General features: G+C 35.6%; 21 protein-coding genes and 1 tRNA gene. 13 read left to right on the top strand and 9 right to left on the bottom strand.

The window, feature by feature from the left end:
• Positions 1–22 precede the first annotated feature (22 nt).
• The 8 genes from LKACC16343_RS02890 to LKACC16343_RS02860 form a co-directional block, all read right to left on the bottom strand.
• A complete protein-coding gene (locus LKACC16343_RS02890) occupies positions 23–661 on the bottom strand; it encodes an NUDIX hydrolase N-terminal domain-containing protein (RefSeq protein WP_411762965.1) in 639 nt (212 codons plus the stop codon).
• Positions 662–702: 41 nt separating this feature from the next.
• Positions 703–1,482, bottom strand: a complete 780-nt coding sequence (locus LKACC16343_RS02885) for a helix-turn-helix domain-containing protein (protein ID WP_056951974.1) — start codon at positions 1,480–1,482, stop codon at positions 703–705.
• Between the two features lie 109 nt (positions 1,483–1,591).
• On the bottom strand, positions 1,592–1,768 hold the full coding sequence (locus LKACC16343_RS14275; RefSeq protein ID WP_156638747.1) for a hypothetical protein: 177 nt from the start codon (positions 1,766–1,768) through the stop codon (positions 1,592–1,594).
• Between the two features lie 145 nt (positions 1,769–1,913).
• Entirely contained in the window at positions 1,914–2,249 is a 336-nt protein-coding gene (locus tag LKACC16343_RS14695; protein WP_082604515.1) for a DUF2568 domain-containing protein, read from the bottom strand.
• Complete coding sequence (locus LKACC16343_RS02875; RefSeq protein WP_056951976.1) at positions 2,246–2,659, bottom strand: hypothetical protein; 414 nt, start codon at positions 2,657–2,659, stop codon at positions 2,246–2,248. The genes LKACC16343_RS14695 and LKACC16343_RS02875 overlap by 4 nt, the downstream gene beginning before the upstream one ends.
• A gap of 206 nt (positions 2,660–2,865) precedes the next feature.
• A tRNA-Glu gene (locus LKACC16343_RS02870) sits at positions 2,866–2,938 on the bottom strand.
• A 56-nt stretch (positions 2,939–2,994) separates the two neighbouring features.
• On the bottom strand, positions 2,995–3,213 hold the full coding sequence (locus LKACC16343_RS02865; protein ID WP_025084799.1) for a hypothetical protein: 219 nt from the start codon (positions 3,211–3,213) through the stop codon (positions 2,995–2,997).
• A complete protein-coding gene (locus tag LKACC16343_RS02860; protein WP_056951978.1) occupies positions 3,210–3,908 on the bottom strand; it encodes a CPBP family intramembrane glutamic endopeptidase in 699 nt (232 codons plus the stop codon). The genes LKACC16343_RS02865 and LKACC16343_RS02860 overlap by 4 nt, the downstream gene beginning before the upstream one ends.
• 97 nt (positions 3,909–4,005) lie before the next feature.
• Between LKACC16343_RS02860 and LKACC16343_RS02855 the strand changes: the two genes are divergently transcribed.
• The 3 genes from LKACC16343_RS02855 (at position 4,006) to LKACC16343_RS02845 (ending at position 8,640) form a co-directional block, all read left to right on the top strand.
• Positions 4,006–5,727: an ABC transporter ATP-binding protein gene (locus LKACC16343_RS02855; RefSeq protein ID WP_056951980.1), complete on the top strand. Its 1,722-nt coding sequence runs from the start codon at positions 4,006–4,008 to the stop codon at positions 5,725–5,727.
• Positions 5,727–7,595: an ABC transporter ATP-binding protein gene (locus tag LKACC16343_RS02850; protein WP_056951982.1), complete on the top strand. Its 1,869-nt coding sequence runs from the start codon at positions 5,727–5,729 to the stop codon at positions 7,593–7,595. Before LKACC16343_RS02855 ends, LKACC16343_RS02850 begins: the two co-directional genes overlap by 1 nt.
• Positions 7,596–7,671: 76 nt before the next feature.
• Complete coding sequence (locus tag LKACC16343_RS02845; protein ID WP_056951983.1) at positions 7,672–8,640, top strand: serine hydrolase domain-containing protein; 969 nt, start codon at positions 7,672–7,674, stop codon at positions 8,638–8,640.
• Between the two features lie 55 nt (positions 8,641–8,695).
• Here LKACC16343_RS02845 and LKACC16343_RS02840 read toward each other — a convergent pair whose 3' ends face one another.
• A complete protein-coding gene (locus tag LKACC16343_RS02840) occupies positions 8,696–10,039 on the bottom strand; it encodes a Mur ligase family protein (RefSeq protein ID WP_056951985.1) in 1,344 nt (447 codons plus the stop codon).
• A 152-nt stretch (positions 10,040–10,191) separates the two neighbouring features.
• Here LKACC16343_RS02840 and LKACC16343_RS02835 point away from each other — a divergent pair, with 152 nt between their 5' ends.
• From LKACC16343_RS02835 to atpA, 10 genes are all read left to right on the top strand, one after another.
• The gene (locus tag LKACC16343_RS02835; protein WP_056951987.1) at positions 10,192–10,773 is read left to right on the top strand and encodes a thymidine kinase; all 582 of its coding nucleotides are present in this window, start codon (positions 10,192–10,194) and stop codon (positions 10,771–10,773) included.
• Positions 10,774–10,790: 17 nt separating this feature from the next.
• Complete coding sequence (prfA, locus tag LKACC16343_RS02830; protein ID WP_056951990.1) at positions 10,791–11,888, top strand: peptide chain release factor 1; 1,098 nt, start codon at positions 10,791–10,793, stop codon at positions 11,886–11,888.
• Positions 11,866–12,714, top strand: coding sequence for a peptide chain release factor N(5)-glutamine methyltransferase (gene prmC, locus LKACC16343_RS02825; RefSeq protein ID WP_158106649.1), 849 nt, complete (start codon positions 11,866–11,868; stop codon positions 12,712–12,714). Before prfA ends, prmC begins: the two co-directional genes overlap by 23 nt.
• 2 nt (positions 12,715–12,716) lie before the next feature.
• Positions 12,717–13,727 (top strand): L-threonylcarbamoyladenylate synthase, encoded by a 1,011-nt coding sequence (locus tag LKACC16343_RS02820; protein ID WP_056951995.1) that lies wholly within the window; start codon positions 12,717–12,719, stop codon positions 13,725–13,727.
• Positions 13,728–13,738: 11 nt separating this feature from the next.
• A complete protein-coding gene (upp, locus tag LKACC16343_RS02815; protein ID WP_056951997.1) occupies positions 13,739–14,368 on the top strand; it encodes a uracil phosphoribosyltransferase in 630 nt (209 codons plus the stop codon).
• Positions 14,369–14,455: 87 nt separating this feature from the next.
• A complete protein-coding gene (gene atpB / locus LKACC16343_RS02810) occupies positions 14,456–15,166 on the top strand; it encodes a F0F1 ATP synthase subunit A (protein WP_056951999.1) in 711 nt (236 codons plus the stop codon).
• A gap of 24 nt (positions 15,167–15,190) precedes the next feature.
• Positions 15,191–15,403 carry a F0F1 ATP synthase subunit C gene (gene atpE, locus LKACC16343_RS02805; RefSeq protein WP_010020175.1) on the top strand — a complete coding sequence of 71 codons (213 nt, stop codon included), beginning with the start codon at positions 15,191–15,193 and terminating at the stop codon, positions 15,401–15,403.
• A 76-nt stretch (positions 15,404–15,479) separates the two neighbouring features.
• Positions 15,480–16,001, top strand: coding sequence for a F0F1 ATP synthase subunit B (gene atpF, locus LKACC16343_RS02800; protein ID WP_025084788.1), 522 nt, complete (start codon positions 15,480–15,482; stop codon positions 15,999–16,001).
• A complete protein-coding gene (gene atpH / locus LKACC16343_RS02795; protein ID WP_056952001.1) occupies positions 15,988–16,536 on the top strand; it encodes an ATP synthase F1 subunit delta in 549 nt (182 codons plus the stop codon). Before atpF ends, atpH begins: the two co-directional genes overlap by 14 nt.
• Before the next feature lie 15 nt (positions 16,537–16,551).
• On the top strand, positions 16,552–18,087 hold the full coding sequence (gene atpA / locus LKACC16343_RS02790; protein WP_056952003.1) for a F0F1 ATP synthase subunit alpha: 1,536 nt from the start codon (positions 16,552–16,554) through the stop codon (positions 18,085–18,087).
• Positions 18,088–18,090 lie beyond the last annotated feature (3 nt).

The following is an 18,090-nucleotide window of genomic DNA, read 5'->3' as shown; positions in this document are numbered from 1 at the left end:
CCTAAACGAATTGAGGCGTTTTTTAGTCGAAATAAGTTTGCCAATCTTTAGAGTGATGGCATTTAAAAGCCATTTTGAAATCTTCAGGGAGATTACGTTCCAATGAGAGATTTAAATTCAAAGCTTCGTCGAGTGTGAAGTATTTGACTTCAGAAGTTTCAACGCCACTGTGAATATCGTCTTCAGTTGGAGTACATTCGAAGAACAGTTTGTAAATGTAACTGAGATTTTTCTTAGGATAATGGTTCTTTTGCATATCTTTGATAGCAATTAAACGAAGCGGTTTAGTGTGAACGCCAGCTTCTTCAAAAGTTTCCTTAGTGGCGATTTCACTGGCAGAGTAACCAATATCAGCCCAACCTCCGGGAATGGACCATTGACCAGAACTTTTTTCACGGACTAAAAGAATTTTATCGTCTTTAAAAGTAGTGGCACGAACGTCAACTTTTGGTGTGACGTAACCAGTATCCGCATCGAAAAAGATATTCAGATTCTCAGGTGTCGCATTGTGAGTTAATTGTGCTGTCAATTTCTTAGCGACATCCTCTAATTGTTGATAACGTTCTAAGTCAAAAACATCTTTACCGTAATGTTTACCTGATTGAGCAATTGCTTGAAGCTTTTCAAGTAATAATTCAATATCATCATCCATCTTTTTTATACCTTCCTTTTAAAGAAAGTATAACATTTATAAGTATTTTTTTAATTGGCCTTAGCGTAGGATCGTTCACGAATGAAATCGTTGAAAATATCGTGCTTTTTAATATTTCCTAATTTATGATATCTAGTTTGAATTTTCTCTGTGATGTGGGCCATCAAATAGATACTATCTAATAACATGAAGTGGGAATTATTCTGACGGGTAAAGTTGATACCTTTTTCGACCATTTCAATGGCCTGATCGTACTTGTTAAGTGCAAGATAGGAGAGGGCAGCAACAAAATAAACAATATTAAGATTTTCATCGTAAGTAATTTCATCGAGATCTCTTTGAGATAATTCAATCTGTCTAATAGCAGAAGTACGTAACCCTTGTTTAGCATAGACGTAGGCTAAAGTGATATTACAAATACGAGTTAAGGTAGTTTGCTTACGACTGTGACCAGCACTGGCTAGGGATAATTTTAAAAGTTCTTTAGAGCTGTCAAAATTGTGTTCTAAATGTAGATCACATACAGCTAAATAGAAATAATAGGCTTGCGTCTGTTTTCCTGTTTGAACTGATTCGATAACAGTGGGACGATTCAGATAAGTTTTTAGTAGTTGGTAGTTTCTACTATTAAAATTCTGTGCTAAAAGTAAATCGTCAAAGTTAATCGATAGTCTTTGACATAAGTTGATTAACAATTGTGTATTAGGGATGTATTTATTGTGTTCAATTTCAGAAAGGGTAGATTGAGAACAAATATTTTCAGCTGTTTCCAGTTGCGAAAGTTGTCGACGCTGACGAGTTTCTTTTAATATGTCCCCTAAGTTGTCCATATATTAACACCTACTTATTTTAATTAATAATCTATAAGTAGATGATATAAAAGTAGTGTGTATTTTCTGTTCAATTATTGTAAAGTTTTGTAAATGTGTATGTAAATTTTCAGGAAAAATTATGTTTATTAATTAAATTAGGTTGAATGGGACGTTGATTTTTATCAGGATCAACTTGGTAATTGATAATCATATTAACTGAATCTGTTGTTAAAATATTGATAATAGTATTTCTCATAATTATTAATTCATAACCACGGAAAGTCTTGTCTTCAATGGGTGCCATGATTAATTACCTCCAGTCTCTTACTCTTTAGAACAATATATTGTAAAGCCGTAAGGATTGAGTGGAGTAACAATTTGTCTTAACTAGTTTAATTGTCTATTTTTGTTATGAGAAAATAGATATCATATAACCAATGCAAATTTTTTCATGATAATGTGTTTCCTATATGAATTATTATGGTATTAAGAAATGTGATTAATAAATAAGTTAATCCAGTTATTATAGATAATTTGGATACTGTCAAATAAGTGCAGGTACCAAAAACTATTAGTTCAATAAAAATTTGTAAGATTGTAGAACCCTGTCTTGAGGAATGAGGTGCCACGAATAACCTCCATAATAAGAAAATTATTGGTAGAATTATTCCAATCAAGATATTTAATGGTAATGAATATTTTGTTAGGTCAATAGTAATGATAAGAATTGCAGTTGTTATTTCGATTAAAAATCTGATTAGGGCGTTGAATGTAAGTAAATTCATTTGATATTACCTGATTTCCTTATTGATTTATCAGGCCTTATGGAGTTTCTGTCTATAATATTATTCAGAGCATCATGTATTGTAATTTCAACAGTTTGTTTTTCTTTTAAATTAAATATCGGTTGGGAAATATATATGTTTTTTTTGTTTTTTATCTTTAAAAAAACAAGCCCCCACATAACAGTACCTTTACCATCATTTAGGAGGGTGGTTTTAAATTGAAAATAATTATGTCCATTGTTTGAGATAATTGTAGGCGTTTTATCATTGAATATAAGATTTGGCAAAGAGTTATTATATGTTTTTTTACTAGTTTGGTACGCCAAAAAAGCAATAATAATAGTTGCAAGCGAAGCGATTAATGATATTAAATTGTGATAATTATTGATGAAATTAGAAATATAACTCATATAAAAATTCTTTCTGTAATATTTAGTAATAAAAAAAGAACATCGATCAAGTCGATGTTCAAGTGCCGTGCAAGCTCATATATTTCTTCGTGACTCACTCATGGCTCCAGTTTGTCGTAAATAAGTGATAATCAATGAAGAACTAAAAATTAAAATGTTGTTTTAACAAGGTTTTGACAACCTATAACAACTTGTAAAATTCATTATCACCCGTATGGGAATCGAACCCATAACTCCACCTTGAGAGGGTGGCGTCTTAAACCATTTGACCAACGGGCAATTAAACAACAATCATTATTTTACCTATAAAGTAGGGATGGTGTCAATAATAATTGTTAATTATTTTTATCTTTCGTCTTAATTATCAATATATAGATCAACATTCCAATCAAGACGATAGTGTAAATGGCACTGGCAAAGCCGGCATATTCCATAATAATCCAACCAGTAATTCTGGCACTGGCCATCAGTAACATCGACAGTACGCCGAACATAACAATTTTTCTTAAAAGACTTTGATAAATTTCATTGAACTTTTTCTGATTGTTTCTCATAGTAAGATAACCCCTGAAATAGCTAAACCACTGAAGATGGCAAGAAAATTGTTGAGAAAGTGAACGGTGATATCAGCTTTAATATTCTTAGTTCGATAATAAACACCTGCTAGAACGATACCTAGCAATACTTTTGAAAGGGCATAGATCCAATCAGTTCCAGTTCCAAAAGGTGCGTGGACGTAACCGAAGAAGATACCACTCAACAAAACGGATATTAATGGACTATTAACGAAGAACCAATTCATAAAAATACCACGGAAAATTATTTCTTCTAAAATTGGTGCAACAATTACACTAAAGATGACCAGAATAGCTATATTATTTTTACCAATCAATTGTAAAGCTTCGACATTAGCATTACTACTCTTCATAAAAGGAACAGTAGCAAAATTAATGAAGCCGATTAAAACAGTCGCAATTAGGATAATTAACCAAGTTTTTTTAGTGAATTTTTGGGTAGGAAACTTTTGTGCACGTTTAAACACAAAAATAATTATGATAGCAGCGACAATTAGCAATATAATAGTTATAATTGGTGCAATTTTCAAATAAGATTGATAACTTGATCCAAGTTGCTTTTTGGTCAATGTCAGAATACTTAATGGGAGTTGCTCTAATAAAAATAGAGCCAAGAAGGCTATAATATGAAATATAGTTTTTATAGGTTGATAATTATTTTTAGAATTATTCATTAAAAAGCCACCTTATTTAGGATAATTATTAGAATTATTTGAGAATTAGTGCTTTAATACTATAATGCTATGTGAGTTTTTTAAAGGGAGTGAATAAATGTTCAAGATTGCTCGAGGAAGGATCAACGTTTGGCAAGTGCTTGCGGCGGTCATTTTTATGATTTTCCAAGTTATTGCAACGTTATATATCCCTAATCTAACATCAGACATTGTTAATAAGGGTGTTATTACTGGTGATACTGACTTCATCGTCAGCGCTGGTATGAAAATGATCGTCGTATCATTTATAACCGTTATAGCAGCGTTTGGTAATGTCTTGATGGCGTCACAAGCGTCACAAGGATTAGGTCGAAAGTTAAGATCCGATTTATTCAGAAAAATATTATACTTTACACACGATGAATTCGACAAATTTGAGACTTCATCTTTGACGACTAGAACTACTAATGATGTTGTCCAAATTCAGAACGTAATGATCATGATGTTAAGAATGATGATCATGGCACCAATTATGTTGATTGGTGCAAGTTTCATGGCTTATCAAAAGAACGCTGAAATGACGAAGATCTTTTTGATCTCGATTCCTATTCTACTTGTTCTAGTGGGAGCTGTGATGTTTTTTGCCGTTCCTTTGTTCAAGGCGATGCAGAAGAAAACTGATCGTTTGAACTTGGTTTTCCGTGAAGGTTTGACAGGTGTTCGTGTTATTCGTGCCTTCAGACAAGATAAGTTTGAACAAGATAGATTTAACGACGCTAACGAAGATTACACTAACAATGCGGTTAAAGTATTCAGTATCGTAGCATTGATGTTCCCAATCGTTACTTTGATCATGAGTGGTACTAATGTTGGTATCACTTGGTTAGGTGCTCATTACATTGCTAACCAATCAATGGAAATTGGTAATATGATTGCCTTCATGACTTATGCTATGCAAATTTTAATGAGTTTTATGATCTTATCAATGGTCTTCGTATTTGTTCCTCGTGCTTCAGCTTCAGCTGCTCGTATTCAAGAAGTGTTTGAAACAGAAAGTAAAATTGATGTTGTGGCTAAACCGGCTAAGCTTAAAGACGAGCCAGCTCTTAGCTTCAATGATGTTAACTTTAGATATAATGGGGCTGAAAGATTAGCTCTATCTAATTTGAACTTTAACATGACTAAGGGACAAACTCTAGCTATTATCGGTGGTACTGGTTCAGGTAAAAGTACTTTGATCAACTTGATTCCTCGATTCTACGATGCTGAAACAGGTGTTGTAAGTATCAATGGAACGGATGTCAAAGCATTGAGTACTGAAGATATCAATAGTAAAGTTTCAATGGTTCCTCAAAAGGCTTACTTATTTAAGGGAACTGTTCGTGACAATATGCTATATGGTAAACCTGATGCTACTGATGACGAAATTTGGCATGCTCTAGAAGTTGCTCAAGCTGCTGATTTCGTTAGAGAATTGGATGACAAATTGGATTCTGAAGTTGAACAAGGTGGGGAAAACTTCTCTGGTGGTCAAAAACAACGTTTGGCTATCGCTAGAGCCTTGGTCAAAGAGGCTTCGATCTATGTCTTTGATGATTCATTCTCAGCACTTGATTTCAAGACTGACTTGAACTTAAGAACTGCCTTGAGAAATGATGAAAAAATTAGTCAGAGTGTTGTTGTTATCGTCGGTCAACGTATCTCAACAGTCGCTGATGCTGATCAAATTGTTGTCTTGGATGATGGTAAGATGGTCGGATTGGGAACTCACGCTGAATTAAAAGAAAATAATAAGACTTATCAAGAAATTATCGAGTCTCAAATAAAGGAGGGTAAGTAATGGCTGATAAAAATAATCAATCCCCTTCAGTAGGACATGGTCCAGGACGTGGCCCGGCAATTGTTGTTAAACCTAAGAATTTCTGGAAAACAACAGGCCGTCTGGCTAAGTATATGTCCAGTTACATAATCGGAATAATCTTTGTTTTGATTTTGGCGATTGCTTCAGCTGTCTTCCAGGTTAAGACTCCTAAGATTTTAGGTGAGGCCACAACTGAAATTTATAAAGGTTTGATGACGGGTGTTGCCCAACAAAAAGCTGGTATAAAAATCAATGGTCTACCAATCGATTTTAGTAAGATCGAACATATTATTTTAATTGTTATCTTGATGTATTTGGCTTCAGCTGTTTTCAACTTTATTCAACAATTTGTTATGACTCGTATTTCACAACGAACTGTTTATAAGTTAAGACGTGATTTGAAGTCAAAGATGGCACGTTTGCCAATCGTTTATTACGATTCTCATTCTAATGGTGATATTATGTCACGTGCTATCAATGATATGGATAACATTGCCGGAACCTTGCAACAAAGTTTGACTCAGTTGGTAACTAGTACCGTAACTTTCATTGGTGTTATTTGGATGATGCTCACAATTAGTTGGCAAATGACCTTGATTGCTTTAGCAACAGTTCCTTTAAGTTTAATTGTTGTAGGTATTATTGCTCCACAATCACAAAAATTCTTCAAACGCCAACAAGCTTCTCTAGGTCTCTTGAACAACCAAGTTGAAGAAAACTATGCTGGTCATGTTGTCGTTAAGAGTTTTAATCATGAAGATGAATCAATCGATAAGTTTGAAAAAGAGAATACTAAACTCTATAAGGCTTCTTGGAAGGCTCAAATGATTTCTGGTATTGTTATGCCTTTGATGACTTTCATTAATAACTTGGGTTATGTCCTAGTAGCTATCTATGGTGGTATTCAAGTTGCTAATGGTAATGTCTCATTAGGTAATATTCAGGCCTTCTTGCAATACATGAATCAATTCTCACAACCAATTTCACAATTGGCTAACTTAACTAACACGATTCAAGCTACTGTTGCTTCAGCCGAACGTGTTTTTGAAATTTTGGATGAACCCGAAATGGAAAATGATAAGGTTGATGTACCAGATGTTGAAACTGACAACAAAGTAACACTTGATCATGTGAAATTCGGTTATGAGAACAAACCAATCCTTTTGGAAGACTACAACTTAGATGTCAAACCAGGCCAGATGATAGCTATTGTTGGACCAACTGGTGCTGGTAAAACAACTATCATTAATTTATTAGAACGTTTTTACGATGTTAAGGGCGGTTCTATTAAGTTAGATGGTAAAGATATCCGTAATATGACTCGTGAACAAGTTAGAAGTCATTATGCAATGGTTCTTCAGGATACTTGGCTCTTTACCGGTTCCATCTATGATAATTTGAAATACAGTCGTGAAGATGCCACTAAAGATGAAATCATTGAAGCTGCTAAAGCAGCCCATGTTGACAACTTTGTCCGTCAATTACCAAAGGGTTACGATACAGTCTTGAATGAGGAAGCTTCAAATATTTCTCAAGGACAAAGACAATTGATTACTATTGCTCGTGCCTTTGTAGCTAACCCCGAGATTTTGATTTTGGATGAAGCAACAAGTTCAGTTGATACTAGAACTGAGTTACATATTCAACATGCGATGGAACGTTTGTTGAAGAACAGAACAAGTTTCGTTGTAGCTCACAGACTTTCAACAATTCAAAATGCCGATAAAATTATCGTGATGAATCATGGTTCAATCGTTGAAACAGGTAACCACGATGAGCTTATGGCTAAGAACGGCTTCTATGCAGATCTTTATAATTCACAATTCGCTGGAAATGTCGCTTTGTAAAAAAGATAGATATATAATTGGAACGTGTTTATAGCACGTTCTTTTTTATACTTTTTATTATGAGAGGCAGGATTTTATGGCAAGTTTTGAAGAGACGAAAGCACAAATTATTGATTTAGTGAATAAGCAAGTTGTTCCAGGAGTTAGTTTTGGCTTCATAAACTCGTCACAGACGCAGAAATATACTTATGGCAATAAGTCATGGGTGCCAGAGATAACACCTCTCAAAGGCGACGAATTGCACGATTTAGCGTCATTAACTAAGGTAATGGGAACTGTACCATTAGTTTTGAAGATGTTAGATGATAAATTGATTGATTTGCATGATCCTGTCAGCAAATATTTACCAGAGTTTAAGGATAATCGGGTAGAACTGCTTCATCTGATTACACACACTTCTGGTATTAAAGGCTTTATCCCTGATCGAGATGCTTTAAACTGTGATCAACTAATTCAAGCATTATTAGCCTTGCCAGTTACTGATACTTTTAATAAAAAAGTTGTTTACACGGATACTGGCTTGATTTTTCTCGGATTGATTGCAGAGAAGTTTTATAAAATGCCAGTCCAAGATGCCATTATGAAATATATTATTGAGCCGGAAGGATTAAAGGACGCTACTTTTGAACCTGATCCAGCTCGTTGTGTACCAACTTATCCAGTTGATGGCAAGATGCTTTATGGAATTCCTAATGATCCTAAGGCTCGTCAATTAGGCAAGCATTGTGGATCAGCTGGTATGTTTGCAACTTTGAATGATGTTATGCAATTTGCCGGTGATATGTTGAAACCAGATAAAGAATTTTTATATCATAATTACACTGAATTAAATCCTGGACGTTCATTAGGTTGGGATGTGAAACCAGATGGCTCAGGACACGTTCTTTTCCATACAGGTTATACGGGTGAATTTTTGGCAGTTGATTATCAACATCAGAATGCAATGGTCGTAATGACTAATCGAGTTCATCCTAGTCAATATAACCAAATATTTTTGAGACGTCGTGAAACAATTTTGGAATCATTTTTGAACGAGAGTAAATAAAAAGCAATCCTCAAAATTTAATTTGTTTGAGGATTGCTTTTTTGATTATCTAAAATTATTTTTGTTTGATGTATCCTTGATCACCTAGAACCTTACGTAGTCCTAACATAGCTGTGTAGGTTGCGAGAACATAGATTTTCTTAGTTGGTATCTTAGGAATTTGTTTAACAAAATCTTCGATTTCAACTGTTTCAATATTCTTGTCCATGTTGAGACCAGCAATTTTGAAACGATAAGTTACATCTTTGACACGTTTACCACCAGTAATAACTAATGGCAACTTATCATAATCAAAGTCTTCAAAGTTAGCGTCCCAAATCCAACTAGTATCAATACCGTCAGCGTAGTTGGCGTTTAATAGAAAGGCCAATGAGTAAGGTTCCTGATCACTTAGTACGGTTTCAATAACTTGATTCAAACCAACGGGATTCTTAACTAGAATGATATTAACGTCTTTGTCATCAACGGTAATAGTTTCTTGACGACCGAAAACTTTTTCATCATAGGCAAAGGCCTTACGAATTTGCTCGACACCAATTCCCATTTCTGAAGCAATAGCATAAGCAGCTAGAGCATTATAGACATTGTATTTACCACCGATATTCATGGTAAATTTGTTACCGTCAATTTCAAATTCAGTTTTGTTAGGAAGTAGTGTTGAGATATCAGTTACTTGATACTTCAGTTGTCCACGTTTGAAATTACAGTTAGGGCAGAAGTAACTACCTAAATTAGCGTAAGAAATCATATGATAGTGCATGATATGATTACATCTAGGGCAGAGGACACCATCAGTATTAGTAGGTGCTTTGAAGTCCTCGTTCTCATGTCCTTTGTCAGAGAAACCGTAATTGATAACTTTGTTAGGCAATTCTTTAGAAGCAAAGATAGCAGCGTCACCGTTGGCAATAATCGTGGCATCTGGTGCTAATTTGATACCGTCGAGAATTTTTTGATAAGTAGTGTAAATTTCACCGTAACGATCCATTTGATCACGGAAAATATTAGTTAAAACAAAGTACTTAGGTTTAATATATTTACAAATGATAGGAACGTTGGCTTCATCAACTTCTAGAACAGCCAAAGGTTTCTTGCTTTTTTTGTGATGAGTAACAAAACTAGTTACAATACCTTGAATCATGTTGGAACCGGTTGGATTTGTTAAGACATCATCGTACTTTTGAATCAACATTTTATTGATTAAAGATGTTGTCAAAGTTTTGCCGTTGGTACCAGTTACGACGATCAATTCGTAATCCTTACCAAGACTCTTTAAAATATCAGGATCAATCTTGTAAGCAATTTTTCCAGGATATGAAGAACCGCCATTGAAAAATTTGCTTAAAATAAAATAAGATGTTTTTCCTGTTAATGTTGCAATACCTGATTTAAATGTCATTATGAAAACCCCAAATTGAATTAATTAAAACAATATTATCATACCTCACAAGTATTTTATGCGATTTTGTTTGAAATTGAAAAATGTTTAATGTGTTCAAGAGACAGTTTTTTCGTTATAATTTTGAAGGATATAATTTTGGAGGCGTAAAATTGGCTCAATTATTTTTTAAATACGGTGCTATGAATAGTGGAAAATCGATTGAGATTTTAAAAGTGGCGCATAATTATGAAGAACAGGGTAAGTCAGTTATTTTGATGACAAGTATTATGGATACTCGTTCAGGTACTGGAAAAATACAGAGTCGTATGGGATTAACTCGTCCAGCGATTGCTCTCAAGGAAGATTCTAATGTTTTTGAGATCGTGAAGGAAAAAAATCCTGATGCATCATGTATATTGATTGATGAATGTGAATTCATGACTAAGGATCAAGTTTTACAGGCAACTAAAGTGGTTGATGATTTAGGAATTCCTGTTATGGCTTTTGGTTTGAAGAATGATTTTCGCAATGAGTTATTCGAAGGTACAAAATATTTACTACTTTATGCAGATAAGTTGGAAGAAATGAAGACTATCTGTTGGTTCTGTACAAAAAAAGCTACAATGAATATGCGTATGTCAGATGGCAAACCAGTTTTTGAGGGAGAACAAGTTTCAATTGGTGGCAATGAAATGTACTATCCAGTTTGTCGCCGTCATTACAACCATCCTCCAATGCTAGATAATAAATAAGAGAAAGGATTGTTAAGTTGGATAAAATATTTGAACAACTAGAAACATTGCTTGAAAGATATCAGGAACTCCAAGAATTGATGAGTGATCCTGAAGTTATCAACGATACTAAGCGTTATATGGCTTACTCAAAAGAAGAAGCTGATATGCGTGATGTTGTCGCTGCTTTCAGGCACTATAAAGAATTAAAGAAGAGCATCAGTGATAGCGATGAAATTTTACGCGAAACTGATGATCCAGAAATGACTGCAATGGCTAAAGAAGAAATGGATTCTTCTAAGAAGGAACTAGATGAGGTTGAACACAACATCACTTTATTGATGCTTCCTAAGGATCCTAACGATGATAAGAATATTATCATGGAAATTCGTGGTGCCGCTGGTGGTGATGAAGCCAGTTTATTTGCAGCTGATTTGTTGAGTATGTACAGTAAATATGCTGAAAAACAAGGTTGGAATTTTGATATCATCGATGAAACTGATACTGAAGTTGGTGGTTACAAAGATGTTGCTGTAATGATTACAGGTAACAGTGTTTATTCAAAATTGAAGTATGAAAATGGTGCCCACCGTGTTCAAAGAATTCCTTCTACTGAATCACAGGGACGTGTTCACACTTCAACAGCAACTGTTGCAGTTATGCCTGAATATGACGAAGTTGATATTGATATTGATCCTAAAGACATTCGTACTGATGTTTATCGTTCATCTGGTGCCGGTGGTCAGCATATCAATAAGACCTCATCAGCTGTTCGTATGACCCATTTACCAACAGGTATTGTTGTTGCTATGCAAGATCAACGTTCACAACAACAAAACCGTCAAAAGGCTATGCAAATTTTGAAGTCTCGTGTTTATGATTATTATGAATCACAAAATCAAAGTGAATATGATGAAAAACGTAAGTCAGCTGTCGGTACTGGTGATCGTTCTGAACGTATCAGAACTTACAATTATCCTCAAAATCGTGTGACTGATCATCGTATTGGTTTATCTTTGAACAAATTGGATAGAATCATGAATGGCGAACTTGAAGAAATTATCGATGCCTTGATTGTTGACGACCAAACCAAGAAGTTGGAGCAAATTCAAAGTGGAGAAGCTAAGTTATTCTAACGCCCTGAAAAGGGCTTTTTTATTGTTAAAAGAGCAAAATAAGTTTCCAGAAGATGCACAGTACTTAATGGAAGAGTTAAGTGGCTTTAACTATACGCAATTACAATTGCATCGTAATGAAGCAGTGCCTAATGATATTATGCGTAAATTTCGTGATGGTGTTGTGAAATTAGGGATGGATGTACCGGTTCAATATATTTTAGGGTACGCTTATTTCCTGAATCGTAATTTCACAGTTAACGAGAATGTTTTGATACCGAGACAAGATACTGAAGAGATGGTGCAAAAGATTATCGATGATCATAGAGCTAAGAACGAATCTATCTGTGATATTGGAACAGGATCAGGGATAATTGCTATCAGCTTGGGAATGGCTTTTCCCGATGACAATATTTTAGCGACTGATATTTCGAGTGAAGCACTTAAAGTGGCTAAACTGAATGCGGATAACTATCAGGCTAATAATGTCTATTTTCAACAAAGTGATCTATTCAAAGAGATCAAGCCACAGCAATTTGACGTGATTGTTTCTAATCCACCTTATATTGCTGAGGACGAAAAAAAGGACATGGATCCGAGTGTTATTAAATATGAGCCGGATTTAGCTTTATATGGAAGAGATAATGGTTTAGAATTCTATGAGAACATTGTAAAGGTAGTCGATAATTATCTTTCAGATGATGGAACTCTCTATATGGAATTTGGATTTAGACAAAAAAATGCAATAAATCAAATTTTTTGTGATAATCTACCCAATTATGTTGTAGAATTTCATAAAGATATAAGTGGTAATTACCGATATCTAAAAGCTAAAAAGGAGATGTAGTATTGGAAACTGAGATACTCGAGAGTACACAGATTCAAGAAGCTGCAGATTTCTTAGCCGATGGACAGTTAGTGGCTTTTCCCACTGAAACTGTTTACGGCTTAGGAGCTGACGCAACAAGACCTGATGTAGTCAAAGAGGTTTATGCTGCTAAAGGACGTCCAAGTGATAATCCTTTGATAGTTCATGTTTCTGGACCAGAGATGGTTTGGGAATATGCGGACAACAGTTACAAACCATTGGCGGAAAAACTAATGAAAGCATTCTGGCCAGGTCCTTTGACAATTATTATGCCAATTCAACCCGGTAAGCTTTCAAAAGCTGTCACAGGTGGTTTGACGACTGCTGCCTTTCGTATGCCTAATAATGCAGCAACATTGAACCTTATCAAGACTTTTGGCAAACCAATTGTTGGCCCTTCTGCTAATACTAGTGGTAAACCAAGCCCAACTTTGGCTAAGCATGTTTATCATGATTTACATGGTAAAATTGCAGCTATTTTGGATGATGGACCAACCAAGATCGGTGTTGAGTCAACAGTAATTGATTTGTCTGTTGATGTACCAACTATTTTGAGACCAGGGATGATAACGGATAAGGACCTTTTGAAGGTCATTGACAACGTTAATAGTGATCACCATAAGGTCAAAGCCGGCGAGGTTCCAAAGGCACCAGGGATGAAATATAAGCATTATGCACCAAGTGCTCAAGTTATTATTGTTGATGATAAGAGTGACTTTAAACAAGCAATCACACAATACCAGGCCAAAAATGTTCCAATGGGTGTCATGGCAGTGGATGAAGTTTTGCAAGAAGTACCAGCTGGAATCAAGACCTTTTCACTAGGAAATGATGTCATTAGTGCTTCCAGGGATCTATTTGCTGGCTTACGCCAATTAGATACTGATCATGTAAAATTCATTCTTGCTCAAGGATTCCCCGATGCGGATCACGGTGAGGCTTACAGCAATCGTTTGAATAAATCAGCGGGTAACACACATTATAAAAACTAAGGAGACAGAAAATGTCTAAATTTACAGTATTGAACCACCCTTTAATTCAACACAAATTAACAATTATCAGAAATAAGAATACTGGTACAAAAGTATTCCGTGAAGTTGCTAATGAAATTGGTGAATTGATGGTTTATGAAATTACAAGAGATTTACCTTTAAAAGATGTTGTTGTTGAAACACCAATGGGCAAATCAACACAAAAGGTTCTTGCAGGTAAGAAGCTTGCCGTTATTCCTATTTTGCGTGCTGGTTTAGGTATGGTTGATGGTGTTCTTGAATTGATCCCAGCTGCTAAAGTTGGTCATATCGGTATGTACCGTGATGAACAAACTCTGAAGCCACATGAATACTTTGTAAAACTTCCTAGCGATATTGATCAACGTGAATTATTCATCGTTGACCCAATGCTCGCTACTGGTGGTTCTGCTAACATGGCTATCGATGCATTGAAGAAACGTGGTGCCAAACATATGCGTTTAGTTGTTCTAGTTGCTGCTCCAGAAGGTGTTAAAGCCGTTCAAGAAGCACATCCAGACGTTGATATCTATGCTGCTTCACTAGATGAAAAGATTACAGACAGTGGTTATATTTTCCCTGGATTAGGCGATGCCGGTGACAGATTATTTGGGACAAAATAACAATTTCATTGTTTGAATATATAAAATTTAGTGTTATTATTTTGTGGTATCAATTGTTTTCAATAAGCGAAGAAAGGAGGGTTATTATTGGATGATAAGTATAAGTTTATTGATTTCTTAGGGTTAAGATTCAATGTTGCAAATGACTTATCAGTTCTTATCTCTGCGATCCTTGTTTTCATTTTGGTCTTTGCATTATCACGTAAGATCACGATGAGGCCAGGTAAGGCACAGAATGTACTCGAATGGATGATTGATTTTACTAACAGTATTGTAAAATCGGCAATGCCTGATGGGTCTGGTAGACGCTTTAACCTTTATGCGTTTGTATTATTCCTATTTATCTTTGTATCAAACCAATTAGGATTAATTTTTCAAGTAAAGGTTGGAGGTTTCACATACGTTAAGTCACCAACAACCAATCCACTAATTACAATGGGACTCGCTACGATTTCATTGTTACTTTCACATTACTATGCTGTGAAGAAATTTGGATTTGGTGGTTACTTATCCAATTATGCGAGACCGGTAAAGTTCTTACTACCAATTAACCTTCTGGAAGAGTTTACAAACTTCCTAACATTGTCACTACGTCTTTACGGTAATATATTTGCCGGTGAAGTACTTCTTGCACTTATTGGAACTGTTGCAAAAAGCGTTGGCGCTGTTACATTCGTCGCAGCAATACCATTAGCCATGGTATGGCAAGGCTTTTCTGTATTTATTGGAGCCATCCAAGCGTATGTATTTACCACATTGTCTATGGTCTATATTTCACGTAAACTGGAACAAGAATAACTTTTATTGGAGGAATTTTTAATTATGAAAGATATTGCGGCAGCTCTTGCAGCTGGTATCGCTGCTCTTGGAGCATCAATCGGTAACGGACTTGTTATTTCAAAAACTCTTGAAGGTATGGCCCGTCAACCAGAAGTAGCTGATAAACTAAGAGGAACAATGTTCATTGGTGTTGGTCTTATCGAAGCTGTTCCTATCATTGCTATTGCTATTGCGTTCGTTATTCTTTTTGTCTAATACATATGATGACTCGGCGATCAATAAAAAATCGCCTTTTTTATGTGTGTATTTATTTGATAGGAAGGAGTGAAGAATATTGGCAGGTTTATTAGTTCTCGGAGCCAATCAAGTAGCTTTGGGAGACATGCTTTTCGTTCTTGTTTCTTTCATCATTTTGGCACTTGCGGTTAAGCATTTTGCTTGGGGTCCAATCACAAAAATGATGGACGCCAGATCTGAAAAAATCACTGGTGACCTTGATTATGCGGATCAAGAACGTGCTCGTGCTAAAAAGTTGGCTCAAGAACGTGAAGATGCACTTAAAAATTCACGTGCTGAAGCAGTTGGAATCGTTAATAAAGCTAAGGAAAGTGGAGAGACTCAAAAGAAGTCTATCTTAACTGAAGCCCACGGCGAAGCTGAAGAAGTGAGACAAAGAGCTAAATCTGATGCTGATAAAGCTAAACAAGATGCTATGGCTGGAGCACAAAAAGACATAGCAAACTTATCTTTGGAAATTGCTTCTAAAGTTATTTCTAAAGAGCTTAATGCTGACGATCAAAAGTCACTAATCGACTCTTATATTAAGGAGTTGACGGTTAATGAAACTAAGTAATAAGCAAGTGGGAAAACGCTATACTAAGGCACTTTTTGAAGTTGCCGAAGAACAAAAGTCTGTAGAAGAAATGCTCGAAGATTTAAAAGCTTTGAAGCAAGTTTATGAGGAAAATCCTGGTTTGGGTTTTGCTCTAGCAGGCCGTTCTATTTCTCGCACTGAAAAGCTTAAAATCTTGGATACATTGAAGGGTCAATTTGGCTCTTTAATGCAAGATTTCTTAGGTTTAGTGTTTGATAACAATCGTATGGATTGTGTTATTGATATTGCTGATGCTTTCATCGAAAAATACGATGAAGTTAATGGAATTGTTGAAGCAACAGTTACAACAGCAATTGAATTGGATCAAACACAAGCTAAGAATCTTGAATCCGTGATTAAAAAGAGATTTTCAGTAAATGAAGTAAATTTAACGAAAATAGTTGATTCAAATATCATTGGTGGCGTTATAATCCGTGTTGGAGACCAAGTTGTCGATGGTAGTGTTGTTAAGAAATTTAATGACATTAAGAACATGCTATTAGTTAATAATTAATTCGAGGTGAAAAGAATGAGCATCAAAACTGAAGAGATTAGTTCGCTGATCAAAGAACAGTTAAAGAACTATAAAAATGAACTCTCAGTTGATGAAGTAGGTACAGTTACATACGTCGGTGATGGTATTGCTCGTGCTAATGGCCTTGAAAATGCTATGGCTAGTGAATTACTTGAATTCCAAGACGGTACTTTTGGTGTGGCTCAAAACCTTGAAAGTGATGATGTTGGTATCATTATTTTAGGTAATTACGATAAAATCCGTGAAGGCGATACTGTTAAGAGAACAGGTCGTATCATGGAAGTTCCCGTCGGTGATGCGATGGTTGGACGTGTCGTTAATTCTTTGGGTCAACCTGTTGATGGTCTTGGAGAGATCAAGACTGACAAAACTAGACCTATTGAGTCACCTGCACCCGGTGTTATGCAACGTAAGTCAGTTTTCGAACCTCTACAAACAGGTTTGAAATCCGTTGACTCACTTGTTCCTATTGGTCGTGGTCAACGTGAGTTGATCATTGGTGACCGTAAAACTGGTAAAACATCAATTGCTATCGATACTATTCTTAATCAAAAAGATGAAGATATGATTTGTATCTATGTCGCAATTGGTCAAAAGGAATCAACAATTAGAGCCCAAGTTGAAACCTTAAGAAAGCATGGAGCAATGGATTACACAATCGTTGTTGAAGCTGGTCCTAGTCAACCAGCACCTATGCTTTATTTCGCACCATACTCTGGTGCCGCAATGGGTGAGTATTTCATGTACAATGGTAAACATGTTTTGATCGTCTATGATGATTTAAGCAAGCAAGCCAATGCCTACCGTGAAATTTCGCTATTGCTTCGTAGACCACCTGGGCGTGAAGCATATCCTGGTGATGTTTTCTACTTGCATTCACGTTTGCTAGAACGTGCTGCTAAGTTGAGTGACGATTTAGGTGGCGGTTCAATGACTGCTTTACCTATCGTTGAAACACAAGCCGGTGATGTGTCAGCCTATATTCCAACTAACGTTATTTCTATCACTGATGGACAGATCTTCTTGAGTAGTGATATGTTCCACTCAGGTACACGTCCAGCTATTGATGCTGGTACATCTGTTTCTCGTGTTGGTGGAGATGCCCAAATTAAGGCTATGAAGAAGGTTGCTGGTACTTTACGTCTGGATCTTTCTTCATATCATGAATTGGAATCATTCGCTCAATTTGGTTCAGATCTTGATGAAGCTACAAAGGCAAAACTAGACCGTGGACGTCGTACAGAGGAAGTTCTAAAACAACCCGTACACTCCCCAGTTGCTGTTCAAAAACAAGTTTTGATTTTGTTTGCTTTGACAAGAGGATTCCTAGATAAAATCAATGTTGATGATATCAAAGAATATGAAGCTTCACTTTCTGAATATTTCGATGCAAACCATTCAGATCTTTTACAAACAATCAAAGAAAAAGGTACATTACCTGATGAAGATACCTTCAAGTCAGCTGTAAGTGAATTTACAGAAAACTTCTTGGCTTCTAAGTCAGATTCAGATAGCAAGCAAGAAAAATAATAC

It is taken from the genome of Companilactobacillus bobalius (assembly GCF_002179915.1).
In the GTDB taxonomy this organism is placed as follows: Bacteria; Bacillota; Bacilli; order Lactobacillales; family Lactobacillaceae; genus Companilactobacillus; species Companilactobacillus bobalius.
This window is presented reverse-complemented; position numbering and strand designations above follow the sequence as displayed.